This window comes from Conexibacter woesei Iso977N, from assembly GCF_000424625.1.
Lineage (GTDB): Bacteria > Actinomycetota > Thermoleophilia > Solirubrobacterales > Solirubrobacteraceae > Baekduia > Baekduia woesei_A.
Window position 1 is genome coordinate 727,612 of sequence record NZ_AUKG01000001.1, and the last position, 16,386, is coordinate 743,997.

At 72.2% G+C, this 16,386-nt stretch carries 16 protein-coding genes; 12 read left to right on the plus strand and 4 right to left on the minus strand.

Annotation, left to right across the window (positions count from 1 at the left end):
- The first annotated feature begins 18 nt into the window (after positions 1-18).
- The 4 genes from H030_RS0103550 to H030_RS0103570 all read left to right on the plus strand — a co-directional run bounded on the left by H030_RS0103550 (position 19) and on the right by H030_RS0103570 (position 2,811).
- The gene (locus tag H030_RS0103550) at positions 19-543 is read left to right on the plus strand and encodes a phosphatase PAP2 family protein (protein ID WP_051221605.1); all 525 of its coding nucleotides are present in this window, start codon (positions 19-21) and stop codon (positions 541-543) included.
- The gene (gene ychF / locus H030_RS0103555; RefSeq protein ID WP_027005113.1) at positions 540-1,619 is read left to right on the plus strand and encodes a redox-regulated ATPase YchF; all 1,080 of its coding nucleotides are present in this window, start codon (positions 540-542) and stop codon (positions 1,617-1,619) included. Before H030_RS0103550 ends, ychF begins: the two co-directional genes overlap by 4 nt.
- Positions 1,620-1,991: 372 nt before the next feature.
- Positions 1,992-2,357 (plus strand): cupin, encoded by a 366-nt coding sequence (locus H030_RS0103565; RefSeq protein ID WP_027005115.1) that lies wholly within the window; start codon positions 1,992-1,994, stop codon positions 2,355-2,357.
- A gap of 4 nt (positions 2,358-2,361) precedes the next feature.
- A complete protein-coding gene (locus H030_RS0103570) occupies positions 2,362-2,811 on the plus strand; it encodes a hypothetical protein (protein ID WP_027005116.1) in 450 nt (149 codons plus the stop codon).
- Here the strand turns inward: H030_RS0103570 and H030_RS36245 are convergent.
- A complete protein-coding gene (locus tag H030_RS36245) occupies positions 2,808-4,985 on the minus strand; it encodes a glycoside hydrolase family 2 TIM barrel-domain containing protein (RefSeq protein WP_051221607.1) in 2,178 nt (725 codons plus the stop codon). The two genes, H030_RS0103570 and H030_RS36245, sit on opposite strands and share 4 nt — an antisense overlap.
- Before the next feature lie 71 nt (positions 4,986-5,056).
- Positions 5,057-5,923: a 5'-3' exonuclease gene (locus H030_RS28985; protein ID WP_051221609.1), complete on the minus strand. Its 867-nt coding sequence runs from the start codon at positions 5,921-5,923 to the stop codon at positions 5,057-5,059.
- Positions 5,924-5,952: 29 nt separating this feature from the next.
- Here H030_RS28985 and H030_RS0103585 point away from each other — a divergent pair, with 29 nt between their 5' ends.
- The 3 genes from H030_RS0103585 to H030_RS39500 all read left to right on the plus strand — a co-directional run bounded on the left by H030_RS0103585 (position 5,953) and on the right by H030_RS39500 (position 8,499).
- A complete protein-coding gene (locus H030_RS0103585; RefSeq protein ID WP_035125815.1) occupies positions 5,953-7,332 on the plus strand; it encodes an ABC1 kinase family protein in 1,380 nt (459 codons plus the stop codon).
- Positions 7,333-7,345: 13 nt separating this feature from the next.
- Entirely contained in the window at positions 7,346-7,807 is a 462-nt protein-coding gene (locus H030_RS0103590; protein WP_027005118.1) for a MaoC family dehydratase, read from the plus strand.
- Positions 7,808-7,935: 128 nt separating this feature from the next.
- Positions 7,936-8,499, plus strand: a complete 564-nt coding sequence (locus tag H030_RS39500; RefSeq protein ID WP_269208527.1) for a TetR/AcrR family transcriptional regulator — start codon at positions 7,936-7,938, stop codon at positions 8,497-8,499.
- 3 nt (positions 8,500-8,502) lie between these two features.
- On the opposite strand, the gene H030_RS29000 is transcribed toward H030_RS39500, so the two are convergent.
- Both H030_RS29000 and H030_RS36255 read right to left on the minus strand, forming a co-directional pair.
- Positions 8,503-9,057 (minus strand): LemA family protein, encoded by a 555-nt coding sequence (locus H030_RS29000; RefSeq protein ID WP_196808976.1) that lies wholly within the window; start codon positions 9,055-9,057, stop codon positions 8,503-8,505.
- Between the two features lie 146 nt (positions 9,058-9,203).
- The gene (locus H030_RS36255; protein WP_051221617.1) at positions 9,204-10,718 is read right to left on the minus strand and encodes a SpoIID/LytB domain-containing protein; all 1,515 of its coding nucleotides are present in this window, start codon (positions 10,716-10,718) and stop codon (positions 9,204-9,206) included.
- An 89-nt stretch (positions 10,719-10,807) separates the two neighbouring features.
- On the opposite strand from H030_RS36255, the gene H030_RS0103610 reads away from it, so the two are divergent.
- The 5 genes from H030_RS0103610 to H030_RS0103630 all read left to right on the plus strand — a co-directional run bounded on the left by H030_RS0103610 (position 10,808) and on the right by H030_RS0103630 (position 16,366).
- Positions 10,808-12,454: an acetolactate synthase large subunit gene (locus tag H030_RS0103610; RefSeq protein ID WP_027005119.1), complete on the plus strand. Its 1,647-nt coding sequence runs from the start codon at positions 10,808-10,810 to the stop codon at positions 12,452-12,454.
- 15 nt (positions 12,455-12,469) lie between these two features.
- The gene (locus H030_RS0103615; RefSeq protein ID WP_027005120.1) at positions 12,470-13,093 is read left to right on the plus strand and encodes a TetR/AcrR family transcriptional regulator; all 624 of its coding nucleotides are present in this window, start codon (positions 12,470-12,472) and stop codon (positions 13,091-13,093) included.
- A 33-nt stretch (positions 13,094-13,126) separates the two neighbouring features.
- On the plus strand, positions 13,127-13,999 hold the full coding sequence (locus tag H030_RS29010; RefSeq protein ID WP_196808977.1) for an oxygenase MpaB family protein: 873 nt from the start codon (positions 13,127-13,129) through the stop codon (positions 13,997-13,999).
- A 106-nt stretch (positions 14,000-14,105) separates the two neighbouring features.
- Positions 14,106-14,792, plus strand: coding sequence for a sugar transferase (locus tag H030_RS29015; RefSeq protein WP_051221621.1), 687 nt, complete (start codon positions 14,106-14,108; stop codon positions 14,790-14,792).
- 86 nt (positions 14,793-14,878) lie between these two features.
- On the plus strand, positions 14,879-16,366 hold the full coding sequence (locus H030_RS0103630; protein ID WP_027005121.1) for an NAD-dependent succinate-semialdehyde dehydrogenase: 1,488 nt from the start codon (positions 14,879-14,881) through the stop codon (positions 16,364-16,366).
- Positions 16,367-16,386: the final 20 nt, after the last annotated feature.

Sequence of the window (16,386 nt, forward strand, 5' to 3'; positions counted from 1 at the left end):
GCTACCGTTGCCCGTCGCATGACCGTCGTCCCCGCGGCCACCAACGCCTTCGCGCGCGCTGATCGCGCGCTGCTGCGCGTGGCCCGGACCGCGGGCCACACGCCCGCGCGCGAGCGGCGCGTGCGCGCCTTCTCCAAGCTCGGCGAGCACGCCGCCGTCTGGCTCGCGCTCGGCGCGGTGGGCGCCGCCCGCGACACGGCGCGGCGCAGGCAGTGGCTCACCGCCACCGGCACGGTCGCCGCGGCGTACGTCGCCAACACCGGGATCAAGTTCGTGGTCAAGCGCCGGCGGCCCCAGCTCGACGGCCTCCCGGCGTTGATCTCCACCCCCACCCAGCTCAGCTTCCCCTCCGCCCACGCCAGCAGCAGCTTCGCCGCCGCGCGCGGCTTCGCGCCGCTGCTCGGCCGCCGCGGCAAGGCCTACATCTACCCCGCCGCCACCGCGATGGCGGCGTCGCGCGTCTACCTCGGCGTGCACTACCCCTCGGACATCCTCGCCGGCGCGCTGCTCGGCACCCTGATCGCAGGAGCAACAACTTCATGAAGGTCGGCATCGTCGGCATGCCCAACGCGGGCAAGTCATCGCTCTTCAACGCCCTCACCAAGGCGGGCGCCGAAGCGGCGAACTACCCGTTCACCACGATCGAGCCCAACGTCGCGATCGTCCCGGTCCACGACCACCGGATGACCAAGTTGTCGCTCTTGCTGAGCTCCAAGGAGGTCGTGTGGGACACGATCTCCTTCCACGACATCGCCGGCCTCGTCAAGGGCGCGTCCGAGGGCGAAGGCCTGGGCAACAAGTTCCTGGCCAACATCCGCGAGACCGACGCGATCGTCCACGTCGTCCGCGCCCACAACGACGACTCGATCCTGCACTCCGAGGGCTCCGTCGACCCGATGCGCGACATCGAGACGATCGAGACCGAGCTGATCTACGCCGATCTCGAGCAGGCCGAGCGGCGAGTCGAGCGCGTCGCCAGGCAGGCCAAGTCCGGCGACAAGGAGGCGCAGGCCGAGGAGGCGTGGCTGCGCGACGTGATCGCCGCGCTGCAGGCGGGCGAGACGGTCCGGACCGTCCCGGTCCCCGACGCCGCGCCGGAGGCGATGCGCAACCTCGCGCCGCTGACGTCCAAGCCGGTGCTGTTCGTCGCCAACGTCGACGAGGGCAGCGACGAGGTCCCGGAGGGCATCCAGGCCCACGCCGACGCGCTCGGCTTCAAGGCCGTGGCGATCTCCTCGCGGCTGGAGGCCGAGCTGAGCGAGATGGACGAGGACGACGCCCGCGAGATGCGCGCCGACCTCGGCGTCAGCGAGTCCGGCCTGGACCGCGTGTCGCAGGGCGCGTTCGCGCTGCTGGACCTCAACTCGTTCTTCACCGCGGGCGAGGGCACGATCGCCCAGACCTGGCACCTGAAGGACGGGCTCACGGCGTGGCACGCCGCGGGCGCGATCCACACCGACATCCAGAAGGGCTTCGTCCGGGCCGAGGTCATCGGCTGGGAGGCGCTGCTCGACGCCGGCGGCTTCGCGGGCGCCCGCGAGCGCGGAACGCTGCGGCTGGAGGGGCGCGACTACGTGATGCGCGACGGCGACGTGATCAACGTCAAGTTCACGCCCTAGCCCGGGCTCAGGCCCTAACGGCGTCCGGTGTCCTAGGGCTGACACGTCACCCATCTGGGGCATCGTTATCCCTCATTTTGGCCCCGGGCCGTGAGTAGTGTGGCCTCTACCGGAGGTCGGTGCGGCGATCTCCCCGATGGATGAAAGGGCCACGTATGGCCGAAGCCCAATGGGTGTGCTTGGAGCGGCAAAGGGGCCGTGTCCAGCGGGTCACCCTGCTCGATGACGATCTCCGGGTGATCGCGACGCATGAGCGCGAGCCCGGCGAGGCGCCGGATGACATCCAGCTGATGCGCGCGGTCGAGGTGACGGGCCTCACGGCCGCCCTCGAAGCCGCGGGCTGAGCCCGCGGTCGGGTACAACAGGAGGGGAATGGACTTCCCCCGACGCGTCGAGAAGCCCTGGGGCTATGAGCTCTGGTACGCCCACACCGACCGCTATGCCGGCAAGATCCTGCACGTGGAGGCCGGGCATCGGCTGTCGCTGCAGTACCACGACGTCAAGGACGAGAGCAACTACCTGCTCTCCGGCCGGCTGAAGCTGATCAAGGGCCCGACGGTCGACGACCTCACGGAGACCGAGATCGGGCCGGGCGAGGTGTGGCGCAACCTGCCGGGTGAGGTGCACACGATCGAGGCGATCGAGGACGCGGACGTCCTGGAGGTCTCGACGCCGGAGCTCGACGACGTCGTGCGACTTTCGGACAGTTACGGTCGCGAGGGCACTACGGCACACTGACCGTGTGAAGCGGATCGCCTTGGCGCTGTTGGTCGTGGTGGTCCTACTGGGCGGCGTCGCCGCGGCGGTCGGTGCGCCGGGCGCGTACCAGAGGTACCCGCGGGTCGAGGTGCTGTGGCCGAAGCAGCAGGCGAGGGCGCCGGGGTGGACGAGGCCGTGCTGGTACACGGCGCGGTGGACCGACAAGACGTACTGCGAGCACGTCTCGGGCCGGGTCGTGTGGGTCCAGAGGAAGGACCCGGACGGCGATGGCGATCGGCACGTCCTGATCGCCGGGCACTACCGGCTGCGGATCGTGAAGATGGCGGTGTCGATGCCGATCCCGGGGCTGCCGAGGGTCGGGACGAAGGTCGACGCGGTCGGGTGGTTGATGCGCGGCGGCAGCGGCCACGAGGAGATCAACTCGCAGCGTGTGAGCTGGGGCGGGCGCAGCTGGACGACGCAGGCGGGTTAGGCGACCGCGGCGGGAACGCGGTCGCGCTCGCGGCGCGCGTCGGACGCGTGCAGCGACCCCGCGGCGTGCGCCTCTTCGAGCGCCAGCGCGTGGGCTCGCGCTGCGACCCGCGCCCGGCGGCGCGCGGCGCGGCGGGCGTCGCGGGCCTCCTCGAGGGCCACCAGGCGCCAGCCGCGGAAGGCCCACACGTCGACCAGCAGCAGGACGAAGACCGCCAGCAGGATCGCCAGCGCCACGCCGAAGCCGACCGGCCCGCGCTGGCCGTCCGGGACCCGCGTGCCCAGGGCGTACGCCACGTCGGCCGGCGACCGGTTCACGGCCGTCGACCTGATGTCCTTCTTGAGCACGTCGTAGGCCGGCTTGGGCCGCCCGTCGTAGGTGATCAGGCCCTTGTGGTGGATCGAGTCGCGGTCCGCGCCCGGGATCTCGGCGCCGCCGTCCCAGGCGGGCTTGATCGCGAACTCGCGCAGGGTCCAGTAGATCGCGCCACTCAGCGTCGGCGCGGCCGCGACCGCCTTCAGCACGTCCTGCGTGTAGAGCGACTGGAAGGCGTAGGTCTGCTTCTCGCTCGCCGGGCCGGTCATCGTCGCCTCGGCGCCGAACTCCGTCAGCACCAGCCCCGAGTTGGGGTACATCGTGCGCATCTGCGCCAGGTACGGCGCGAGCGACCGGATGTCGGCGGTCGAGTGCCCCGGCTTGCCCGGGTACCAGCCGAAGTACGAGTTGATCCCCAACAACGAGAACGCCGCGTAGGCGTTCTGGCGCGCGTAGCCGGGATACGAGAGCGTGTCGACCGACGTCGGCAGCGTGGGATCGAGGTCGAGCGTGGCTTCGCGCGCCGCGCTCAGGAAGGCTGCGGTGCCGGGCACCTTGTCCGGGATCACCGACAGCTCGTTGGCGACCGAGTGCGTGATCGTCGAGGGGTGGTCGCGCGTCTGCAGCACGGCCGCGCGGACGGTGCTGATCGCGACGTCGCGCTGGGCCTGCGTCTCCAGCAGCCGGTCGCGGTGGTAGATCGGCGCCTGCGACCAGACCATGATCCCGGCCTGGTCGAGCTTGGCCTGCAGCCGCTGGTCGAGCGCGTAGTGGGCCCGCGTGACGTTCGCGCCCACGGCCTTGAGCTGCGCCACGATCCCGTTGATGTCGCTGTCGGTCAGCGCGGGACCATGTCCATCAACATCCTCTTGGATCGACGCGCCGCGCAGCTCGACGGGCTGGTCGTTGACCTCCAACAACCCGTTCTGCACGGAGACCGTGCGCAGGCCGATGCGCGCGGAGTCGCGCTGCCAGACGGACCGCGAGCCGGTCGTCCCTGTGCTCAGCGACGCGCCGTAGAGCGCGGGGTGGCCGGGACCCCAGAGCTTGATGTCGCCCGTGACCTTCACGCCGAAGCGGACGCGCGCGGTCTCGCCCGGAGCGAGGGCGCGCGAGGTCGCGGTGCCGGAACCGGCGGGCGCGCCGGACGGAGAGGAGAGGCGGGCCGCGAGGCGCGGCGTCACCGTCGCGGAACCGCGATTGGTCACCGACGCATCGACGGTCACCGTCCACGACCCGTCGGCGTTGCGCCGCGGCAGGAACCCCGGCTGGTCCACGCTCAGCTGCCCCAGCGGGACCAGCGACGCCTGGCGCGTCATCCCGCCCCAGTTCCACCAGCCCTCGCGCGGCTCCTTGGCCTTGTGGTTGTCGGCACGGACCATCAGCTCGTGCGGCCTGCCGTCGCGCAGCTGCGGCAGCGCGACCGTGAACGGCGCGTAGGGATCGCTGTGCACGGCGACCCGCCGGCCATCCAGGAACACGTCCGCCACGCGGCGGACCTGCTCGAAGTGCACGCCCCAGTCGAACCCGGCGGGCGAGTCGGTCGGGCGTTGCAGGCGGATCCGGTACCAGCCCGTCGTGCCGTGGAACGTCCTGGCGTCCGGCTGCGGGTCGAAGGTGTGGGGCAGGTCGACGGCGCTCCACGTCGCGGCGCCGTGCCCGGCCTGCCAGCCGTCGCGCAGCCCGGCGTTCGCCGGATCCGGCGCGTACTCCCAGCCGGCGGAGTCCAGGTTGACCGCGCGCGGCGGCGCGACCGGCGCGACCGGCGCGCCGGGCGCGGGCGCGGCGATGGCCGTCGCCGACCACGCCGTGCAAAGCAGCGCAACAACGGACCAGCATGCGGCGGCACGTCGCACCACGCGGGGGATCATCGCTGATGCATCGGCAGACGGTGCGAACGGCAACAGGCCTACGTTCGCCCGCGCACGACCTACCCCTTCTGCGCCAACGCTTCCAAACGCCCCGCCAAGTTGCCCATCCCGCGGGCCGACGCGGCTGCTGCGGCGTCGCCGAACGTGGTCGGAGCGTCCTCCGGACATGCCACTTGGATCGGCTGCAGCGTCGCGATCTTGCGGAACTCGCGCAGCTCCTCAGCCTGATTCCGGAGCGCTGACGCGACCCTCGGCCTCTCCCTGTCGGCGTTGGCGATCGCGGTCTCCAGGTCCCCGTGCACCCGCAGGATCTCGCCCGCCGTCTTCTCGCCGATCCCCTTCGCGCCCGGGATCCCGTCGCTCGGATCGCCCCGCAGCGCGATGAAGTCCGGGACCTGGTCGGGCCGGATCCCGTACTTCTCCTTCACGCCCTTGATGTCCACGAGCTCCGGCCCGTCCCTGCCGCCACGCGGGTAGAGCACGCGCACCGACTCGCCCACGCACTGGAACATGTCCCGGTCGCCGCTGAAGATCAGGCACGTCCCGCCGGCGGCGACCTCGACGACGGCGTAGGCGCCGAGCAGGTCGTCGGCCTCCAGGTCCCCCGCGTCCTCCCACGCCCACCCGAACGCGCCGAAGAACGCCGGCGCGTCGGCCCACTGCGGCGCCAGCTCGTCCGGGACCGGCGGCCGATCCGCGTGGTACCTCGGCAGCGCCTCCACGCGGTAGGTCGCCGCCTCCGCGCCCGAGCACAGCACGACCGCGCGCGGCGCGTGGCGCTCGACCGCCCACAGCACCTGGTTGGCGAACCCCAGCAGCGCGTTGACCGGCCGCCCGTCGGCGCCGGTGATCGACCTCGGCAGCCCGTAGTAGGCCCGGTACAGCAGCGAGGGCGCGTCGACGACGAGAAGCGGTCTATCAGCCATGGAGCGTCGTACTCTGGCATGACCGCCTGATGCCGAAGATCCCCACCAGCCGCCTTGCCCGCACCGCGAAGTTCGGCGGCCTCGTCGCCGGCCAGTCCGCGCGCTGGGCCGGCACGCAGCTCGCCAACCGCACGCGCTCGCCCGAGGAGGCCGAGGCCGCCGACGGCCGCCGCGCGCTCGCGCTCGCCGACGAGATCGTCACGCAGCTCGGCCAGATGAAGGGCGCGGCGATGAAGTTCGGCCAGGTCCTCTCGACCGTCGACTTCGAGCTGGTCCCCGAGGGCGAGCGCGAGGCGTTCAAGGCCAAGCTCGCCGCGCTGCGCGACGACGCGCCGCAGGTGCCGTTCGAGAAGCTCCGGGACGTGGTGATCGCCGATCTCGGCGGCTCGCTGGAGGAGCACTTCGCCCACTTCAACGCGACGCCCGTCGCCGCCGCGTCGATCGGCCAGGTCTACCGCGCGACGCTGCACGACGGGCGCGACGTCGCGGTGAAGGTCCAGTACCCGGGCGTCGCCGAGGCGGTCGAGACCGACCTGCGCAACGCCGCGGTGCTGCTGCCGCTGGTCAAGCGCCTGGCGCCCGGGCTCGACGCCAGGGCGCTGCTCGGCGAGCTGCGCGAGCGGATCGGCGAGGAGCTCGACTACGAGCTGGAGGCCCAGCACCAGCGCAGGGTCGCGCGCGCCTTCAAGGGCCACCCCTACATCTTGGTCCCGCAGGTCGTGACGTCGATGTCGACGCGCCGCGTGCTGATCACGGAGTTCGTCGAGGGGCGCGGGTTCGCGCAGGTCCAGCAGCTGCCCGAGGCCGAGCGCGACCGCTTCGGGGAGATCTGCTTCCGGTTCTTCTACGGGTTGGTCCGGCGCGAGCGGATCGCCGCGGGCGACCCGCATCCGGGCAACTACCTGCTGGCGACCGACGGGCGCGTCTGCTTCCTGGACTTCGGCCTGATCCGGCGCATGGACGCCGACTACCTGGAGGCCGAGCGCGCGGTCGCGCGCGCCGTGATCGCGGGCGACGCCGACGCGGTCTATGAGGGCATGTCCGCGCTCGGCTACCTGCCGGATCCGGCGTCGTTCGAGCCCGACCGGATCCTGGGCCAGATGCAGGCCGCCGGCGAGTGGTACTTCACGCCCGGCTTCCGCCGCCTGACCCCGGAGTACGTGCGCCAGTCGATGGAGCAGTCGGGCTCGCCCGCCTCCGAGTACTTCCAGGAGATGCGCCGCCAGACGATCCCGCCGCAGGCGCTGCTGCTGCGGCGCATGGAGAGCCTGCTGTTCAGCGTGCTCGGCGAGCTGCGCGCCGGAGCCGACTGGGGCGCGCTCGCGCTCGAGTACCTCGCCGACGCCGAGCCGTCGACCGAGCTGGGCCGCGCCGAGGCCGCGTGGCTGTCCGAACGCTCGCGGACATAGAATCCGCGCTCTTATGGCAGCCACGGTCATCAACGGGCTCGACGAGCTCAAGGCAAAGGTCGGCGAGGAGCTCGGCGTGAGCGAGTGGGTCGACGTCACGCAGGAGGCGATCGACGCCTTCGCGGACGCGACCGACGACCACCAGTGGATCCACGTGGATCCGGAGCGCGCGAAGGACACGCCGTTCGGCGGGACGATCGCCCACGGCCTGTACACGCTGAGCATCGGCCCGGCGTTGTCCTACACCTTGTACGAGGTCAAGGGCGTCGCGTTCGCGCTGAACTACGGCTACAACAAGGTCCGCTACCCGGCGCCGCTGCCGGTCGGCTCGCGTGTCCGGATGCGCGCCACGCTGACCGCGGCCGACGAGATCGCCGGCGGCGTCCAGCTGACCGTGACGCAGACGTTCGAGCGCGAGGGCGGCGACAAGCCGGTCTGCGTCGCCGAGTCCGTCGCGCGCGTCTACGGCGGCTAGAGAGCCGGAGCGCTGCGCTGAGCGAGCTGCCGTCACCGTTCGCGTCGCCCGACGCGCCGATCGTCCTCCCGCGCGGGCCGCACGGCCTCGGGCGGGAGGTCGTCCTGGCCTCCCAGCGCGGGCGGCTGCTGTCGGCGTTCGTCCGCCTGGCCGCCGACCGCGGCGTCGCGGCCGTGACGATCGGCGAGATCGTCCGCGAGGCCGGGACCGCGAAGCGCACGTTCTACGAGCACTTCCGCGACAAGGACGACTGCTTCCTGCAGGCCTTCGAGGTCGCCAGCGAGCTGATGGTCGGGACCGTCGTCGACACCGTCGCCGCCGAGCCGGACCCGGTCAAGCGGATCGACGTGGGCGCCCGCGCCTACCTCGACGCGCTGGTGGCGCACCCGGACTTCACGAAGCTCTTCCTGACCCACATGCGCGCCGGCGGCCCGCAGCTCGCCGAGCGCTGGGCCGCGTGGGTCGACGCGCTGGCGCAGGTCCTGTGCACCTGGCGCGACGAGTCGCGCCGGACGCACCCCGACCTCCACGAGCTGACCCCGCTGCAGGCCACCGCCGCGATCTCCGCCGTCAACGAGATCGTCTCGATCACCCTGCTGCGCGACGGCATCGACGGCATCGCCGACGTGTCCGACGAGCTCGTCGCGATCACGATCGCCTTCCTGACCGCGGACCCGCGGTCGGCCGCTTAGGCTCTACGCCGCGCTGCGGACCAGCGCGAGCGTCGGCACGCCGCGGTCGCGGGTGTGGTCGAGCTCGAAGTAGGGGCGGTCGGTGAAGTCGCCGAGGCGGCGCAGGAGCGTGCCGGGGAAGCGGGCGCGGCGGGCGCGGTAGAGGCGGACGTCGGCGTTGTAGACGCGGCGGGCGGAGTTGACGTCGTCGTCGAGGCCGGCGAGGCGGGCCTGCAGGTCGACGAAGGCGGCCGCGCAGCCGAGGCCGGGGTGGCGGTCGGCGATCGCCGACACCGCGCCGATCCCGGAGACCAGGCGGCGCTCGGCGTCGGCGCGCTCCCACGGCGTGCTCGCCACGGCGGCGTCGTCGCGCGCGGAGGTCAGCCGCGCGAGCGTCTCGGCCTCGATCACGGTCTCCGCCTGCACGGCGGCGACCAGGGCCGGGACCAGCGCCTGGCGGTCCTTGAGGTGGACGTCGATCGCCGTCCACGTCGCATCGACCGCGTCCCGCGCGGCGACGAGCCCGCGCCAGGCGAGCGCCAGCCACACCGCGGCCAGCGCGAGCAGGATGAGCGCCACGGACAAGACCGTCATACGGGTGCGATCGGCACCCCCGCGCCCGACGTGAGCCCCGGGCACGATCTCTCAGCGGATGTCGGCGCGCCGCGCGATGGTCCAAGTCGTCCTGCCCCCGGATATTGGGGGTCAGACGACTTGGATCTCGGTCAGGGGACCCGGACCGACGGGCCCGTCACGTCGCCGAGGGCGATGCGGTAGGTCCCGGCGCCGTGCACGGTCGCCGCGTAGCGGCCGTGGGCGTGCAGGGTGGTCGTCCCGATGGTGTGCCAGGTGGCGCCGAGGCGCTGCTGCACGACGAGCGTGCGGCCCGCGCGACCCGGCTGGATCGTCCCGGTCAGCTGCTGGACCACGCGCGGGCGCGCGACGAGGCGGGCGACCATCGCGGCCTGGCCGCCGGTCGTGTCGGCGCCGTCGCTCGTCGAGCCGCCGGACGGCGCGGTCGTCGAGGGCGCGGTGGTGCTCGCGGGGGTCGGGTCGCTGGCGTGCGCGTCGTCGTCGGACGACTTCTTCTTGGCGTTGCTCGAGATGTAGGTGAACGACGCCCACGTGTCGAACAGCCCGAACCGCGTGCGCAGCTGCGGCCCCGTGACCTGCGTGACGCCGCCGGTCCCGTCGACCTCGGCGTGCACGATCCGCGGCGACACGCCGCGCTCGGTCACCGTGATCCCGCGGAACGAGCCCCGGACCAACCCCTTCAACTTGGCCTGCACGCTCGCCTGCGTGTACGTGTACGGCCCCCAGGAGTGCCGCGGCGAGACCGAGTCGTACGGGTCGTCCACGCCCTTCAGCCACGGCTTGGGCAGGGACCCGACGAACGAGTTCTCGATGTCCTCGGTCTTGCCGCCGGACGTCGAGAAGAAGTACGTGGTGACCGGCGTGCCGTTCATCGTCACGACCTGCCCCGCGGTCCCCGCGACGGCCGCGTCGGTCGACGGCATCTCGGCCGCGACGCCCTTGTACATCTGCGAGCGCGTGTCGGCGTACTGCGTGAACCCGTCGGTCGTCGACCCCGCGTCGGTCGTCACCGCGTAGGTCCGCGCCGCGACGGCCTGCGCCTTCAGCGCCTCCAGCGGCCACGACGGCGGCGACTCGGCGCTGACGACGCCGCGCACGTAGTCCTCCAGGTCGACCGCGTTGACCGACATCACCCCACCGCTCGACGGCCGGACCTCCAGCGCGCCGCGGTAGCGACCGTTCGTCACGCCGTTCGAAGCACCCCCGCGCAGCGTGAAGGACCCTCCGGAAGGCGCCGCCAGGCGCAGCGGCGCCGTGGCGGTCAGCAGCCGCCGGCCGGATGCGCTGTAGAGCGCGAGCCGCCCACCGCCCGCGCTGCGCACGGAGTACGTCGACCTGGCGCTCAGCTTCCTCGACCCCGCCGCAACCACGCCGCTCACCAGCGACCGCGGCCCGGACTGCAGCAGCACCCGCACGTCGGGCGACGACCCCAGCGGCTGCACCGCGGTGTCCTCGTAGTAGTGCCCCAAGATGCTCTTGTAGTCCGTCCCGTGCTGGGCGTAGCCCATCGCGCCGTACTGCGACATCCCGATCCCGTGCCCGAACCCGTGGCCCTTGACGACCAACCGGGCAGCGGCGTGCGCGCCCGGCGCGGCGGCAAGCACCAGCGCGGCGCACAGCGCGGGGACGAGAGCGATCCGGCGCATGCTCCGCTCAGAACGCGGGCAGGGTGAGGGAGTTGCGGTGCGGTAGGGCATCGGCAAGTTCAAGCGAGCAGTGAGGGTAGGGAACACACGTGGCCAAGCGGCGAGCCTCTGACCTCTTCGTCGAGTGCCTGGAGGCTGAGGGCGTCAAGTACGTCTTCGGCATCCCGGGCGAGGAGACGTTGGACCTGAACGAGTCGCTGGCGCGCTCGTCGGTCTCCTTCATCCCGGTTCGACACGAACAGGGCGGGGCCTACATGGCGGACATGTACGGGCGCCTGACCGGACGCGCCGGCGTCTGCCTCGGAACCCTCGGCCCCGGCGCGATGAACCTCGTGACCGCCGTCGGCGACGCGTTCCTGGACCGCGCGCCGCTCGTCGCGCTGACCGGCCAGGCCGACGTCGAGCGCATGCACAAGGAGTCGCACCAGTACATCGACCTGGTCGAGCTCTTCAAGCCGATCACCAAGTGGAACGCGCGCGTCAGCGCGCCCGAGATCGTCCCGGAGGTCGTCCGCAAGGCCTTCAAGGTCGCCGAGTCCGAGAAGCCCGGCGCCACGCACCTGGAGCTGCCCGAGGACGTCATGGCCGAGGAGGTCGACGCGACCCCGCTGCCCCGCCGCAAGCCCGTCAAGCCCGAGCCGAGCGCCCGCGAGCTGCTCAAGGCCGCCGACCTGATCCGCAACGCGATCAACCCCGTCGCGCTGGCCGGCAACGGCGCGGTCCGGGCGGGCGCGGCGCCTGCGCTGCGGGAGTTCTGCCGCGCGACCGGCATCGCGGTCGCCGAGACGTTCATGGGCAAGGGCCTGCTCGACGGCACCGAGGACCCCAAGGCGCTCGGGACCGTCGGCCTGCAGGCGCGCGACTACTCGCTCGCCGGGTTCGAGGACGCCGACGTGGTGATCGCGATCGGCTACGACCTCGTCGAGCACGCGCCCAAGCACTGGAACCCCAAGCGCGACAAGAAGATCGTCGTCGTCGACTCCCAGCCCGCGGAGATCGACGCCTACTTCACGCCCGAGGTCGAGCTCGTCGGCGACGTCTACCACGTGCTCACCCGGCTGGCCGAGGAGTGCCGCGACGTCCCGCACTCCGGCGGCTCGCCGCGGCTGCGCCAGCTCGTCGACGGCCGGCTGCGCGAGGCCGCCAACGACGACCACTTCCCGATGCAGCCGCCGCGCGTGCTGCACGACATCCGGCAGGCGCTCGGGCGAGACGACATCCTCATCTCGGACGTGGGACTCCACAAGCTGTGGATCGGCCGGATGTTCCCGGCCCATGAGCCGAACACCGTCCTGATTGCAAACGGCCTTGCAGGGATGGGCTTCGCGGTCCCCTGCGCGGTCGCCGCCAAGCTCGTGCACCCGGGCCGCAAGGTCGTCACCGTCAACGGCGACGGCGGGATCCTCATGAACTTCCAGGAGCTCGAGACGGCCAGGCGCCTGAGGACGCCGTTCGTCAACGTCGTCTGGGAGAACAGGCAGTTCGGCTCGATCGTCTGGAAGCAGGACAAGAAGTTCGGCGAGCACTTCGGCGTCGACTTCACGAACCCGGACTTCGTCAAGCTCGCCGAGGCGTTCGGTCTCCCGGCCTGGCGCTGCGAGAAGCCCGACGACTTCGCCAGGCACCTGCAGCACGCGCTGACGCTCGACGTCCCGTCGCTGATCGTGGTCCCGATCGACTACTCCGCCGACGTCGCGTTCGCGCAGACGCTCGGCGAGACCGTCGCCAACACGTAGGCTCGGAGGCCCGCCATGGCCTCGACGCTCGAAGACCGCGCCGCCGCCCGCCGCGCCGCCCTGATCGAGGCGGGCGTCGAGCTGCTCGGGACCGAGGGCGCCGCGGGCGTCACGGTGCGCGCGGTCTGCCGTGGCGCGAGGCTGACCGAGCGCTACTTCTACGAGGCGTTCCCGGACGGCGGCCGCGACGCGCTGCTGCGCGCGGTGCACTCGCAGGTCGCGGGCGAGGCGCGGGAGGCGATCGCCGCAGCGGTGGCCGCCAGCGCCGCGGCCGGCGACGGCCCGGAGGCGCTGACCGCCGCGGCGGTGGGCGCGTTCACCGCGTTCCTGGAGGACGATCCCCGCCGCGGGCGCGTGCTGCTCAGCGAGTCGTTCTCGGACTCCGTGCTCGCCTCGCACGACCTCGAGCTGGTCCCGGCCTTCGCGGCGCTGCTCGTCGCGCAGATCCGCGCGCTGCCCGACCCGCCCGACGACGTCGACGCGCAGCTGACCGCGGTCGCGCTGCTCGGCGCGGTCCGGACGCTCTACCTCCAGTGGCTGGCCGGCGACCCGCCGATCTCCAGCGCGCGGCTGAACGCCCACGCGGCGCGGCTGCTGCTTGCCGCGGCGCGCGTCTCGTCGCACGACGTTCACGATTGACAACGCGCGTTGTCAGCTGCGATGGTGTGGCGCATGCCCGCTACGCCGCTCGGCCCCGACACCCTGACCTGGCGCTACTTCGGCGACGCGCGCGGCCTGCTGTTCGCGGTCCGGGCGGGCGTCCTGCAGGCGATGCACCCGGCGATCGACGCCGCGCTGCGCCAGCACTCCGACTTCTTCGAGAACCCCTGGAACCGCCTGCTGCGCAGCGCGCCGCCGATCCTCGGCGTCGTCTACGACGGCCCGCGCGCGCAGGACACCGGCGCGTGGGTCCGCGACCAGCACAAGGACATCAGGGGCGACACCGCGGGCGGCGCGAGCTACCACGCGCTCAACCCGGACGCCTTCTACTGGGCGCACGCGACGTTCTTCGAGTCGATCATCACCGTGCAGCGCCTGCTCGGGAACCCGCTGTCGCGCTACGACCAGGAGCGCCTCTACGACGAGTCGATCGGCTGGTACGAGCTCTACGGGCTGACGATGCGCCCGGTCCCGGCCGACTACGCGGCGTTCGAGGTGTACTGGAACGACATGCTGACCGACGGGTTGGAGCCGACCGAGGTCGCGATCGGGTCGTTCGGCCCGGTCGGCCACCTGCCGGCGCCGTTCCCGTGGCTGGAGGGCCCGGCGTGGTGGGTCCTGAAGCCGCTGGTCGCGCGCGGGCCGACCTGGATCGCCCGCGGGACGCTCCCGGACCAGGCGCGGGACATGCTCGGGCTGACGTGGTCGACCGCCGACGACGTCGCGCTCAAGTCGATGCTGAAGTCGCTGCAGCTGTCCTGGCCGCTGGTGCCCGAGCAGTTCCGCTGGCATCCGAAGGCGTGGAGGGCGATCCGGCGCGAGCAGCGGCGCGCCGAGGCGGCGGCGGGCGCAACGGCGTCCGGCGGCGAACGCCAAGCGGCTTAGCCGAACGGTACTTGAGCGTTTGGGCGCCGACTGGACGGTCAACCGGCTGACAACTACCGGGAAGTGGGGATGAGCCGGCCTCGACGGATCTCCGAACCAAGGAGAGATGTCGCCGGTCGTCTCCCTCCTCCTCCTCGCCCTCGCCGTCCCGATGTCCGCCGCGCTGCTCGCGCTGGCGGCGCCCGCGGTCGAGGCCCACGCCGTCGCCCTGGAGGGCAAGTACCTCGTCGGCCGGATCGCCGCGCTCGTCGCGCTGGTGATCCTGCTGCCGCTGCTGATCGCCCTGGCCGCCGCGGTGCTCCTGAGCTCGCGCGGCCCCATGCTCTTCCGCCAGCGTCGCGTCGGCGAGGGCGGCGAGGTCTTCGAGATGCTGAAGTTCCGCTCGATGCGCGCCGGTGACGCGTCCGGGTTCGTCCCGGCCGCCGGCGCCGCGCCCGGCGGCGTCGAGGGCACCGACCGCCGCACGGCCGTCGGCCGCTTCATCCGCCGCACGTCGCTCGACGAGCTGCCGCAGCTGTGGAACGTCGTGCGCGGCGACATGTGCCTCGTCGGCCCGCGCCCCGAGCGCCCGGAGCACGTCGCGCGCTTCTCCACCGACGTGCCGGGCTACGCGGCGCGCCATCGCGTCCGGGTCGGGCTGACCGGCCTGGCGCAGGTCAGCGGCTCCCGCGGGGCGTCCGACATCGGCCGGCGCGCCGAGATGGACAACGCCTACATCGACGGCTGGTCGCTCGGGCTGGACCTGCGCATCCTCGGCCGCACCGTGGGCGCCGTCCTGCGCGGCGCGGAGTAGCGCGCGTCGCCCGTTTCGCCTCTGCGGCGCGGCGGGCAGTCGTATCCTCGAACGCGTAGGACTCACGACGCAGGAGAGGACGCGACATGGCAGCGACGGCCGACGAGACCCGCGTGGTCGAAGGGGTCAAGACCCAGCTCTTCATCGGTGGCGAGTGGCGCGACGCCACCGGCGGTGGGACCCTTGATGTAGAAGATCCCGCGACCGGCGAGACGATCGCCACGGTCGCCGACGCGACCGTCGACGACGCGAAGTCCGCGCTGGCCGCGGCCGACGAGGCGTTCAAGACGTGGAGGCACGTGGCGCCGCGCGAGCGCGCCGACATCCTGCGCCGCGCGTACGACCTCATCAACGAGCGCACCGACGAGCTGGCGTTGTTGATGACGTTGGAGATGGGCAAGCCGGTCAGCGAGTCCAAGGGCGAGATCGCCTACGCCAACAACTTCCTGCGCTGGTACTCGGAGGAGGCGGTCCGGATCAACGGCCGCTTCACGACCAACGAGGCCGGAAACGGGCGCGTGCTGACGATGCGCCAGCCGATCGGCCCGTGCCTGTTCATCACGCCGTGGAACTTCCCGCTGGCGATGGGCACGCGCAAGATCGGTCCCGCGCTGGCGACCGGCTGCACGTGCGTGGTCAAGCCCGCCAAGCAGACGCCGCTGTCGATGCTCGCGCTGGCCCAGATCCTCGAGGAGGCCGGGCTCCCGGCGGGCGTGGTCAACGTGATCACCGCGAAGTCGTCCGGGTCGATCATGCAGCCGCTGATCGAGGACGAGCGCGTCCGGAAGATGTCGTTCACGGGCTCGACCGAGGTCGGCAAGAAGCTGATCGCCCAGAGCGCCGAGCAGGTCCTGAAGGTCTCGATGGAGCTGGGCGGCAACGCGCCGTTCCTGATCTTCGAGGACGCCGACCTGGACGCCGCGGTCGAGGGCGCGCTGCTGGCGAAGATGCGCAACGGCGGCGAGGCGTGCACGAGCGCCAACCGCTTCCACGTGCACGAGAGCGTCGCGGAGGCCTTCGCCGACAGGCTCGCGGCGCGGATCGGCGACATGAAGGTCGGGCGCGGGACCGAGGACGGCGTCGCCGTCGGGCCGCTGATCGACGAGGCGCAGCGCTCGAAGGTCGCCGAGCTGGTCGACGACGCGGTCGGCAAGGGCGCCAAGGTGCTCACCGGTGGCGAGCGCGTCGACGGCGCGGGCTACTTCTACGCGCCGACGGTGCTCGGCAACGTCCCGGCCAACGCCGACCTGCTGAGCGAGGAGATCTTCGGCCCGGTCGCGCCGATCACGACGTTCTCGTCCGACGACGAGGCGATCGCGGCGGCCAACAACACCGAGTACGGCCTCGTCTCCTACGTGTTCACCCAGGACGTCGACCGCGCCTTCCGCGTGATCGAGCGGCTGGAGACCGGCATGATCGGCTTCAACCAGGGCATCGTCTCCAACGCCGGCGCACCCTTCGGCGGCGTCAAGCAGTCCGGCTTCGGCCGCGAAGGCGGCCCCGAAGGCCTCGACGAGTACCTCGAGACCAAGTACGTCGCGATGAACGTCGGCGTGCCACCGACCAAGTTGTAGGCAGGAGGCGGGGCGTCGGC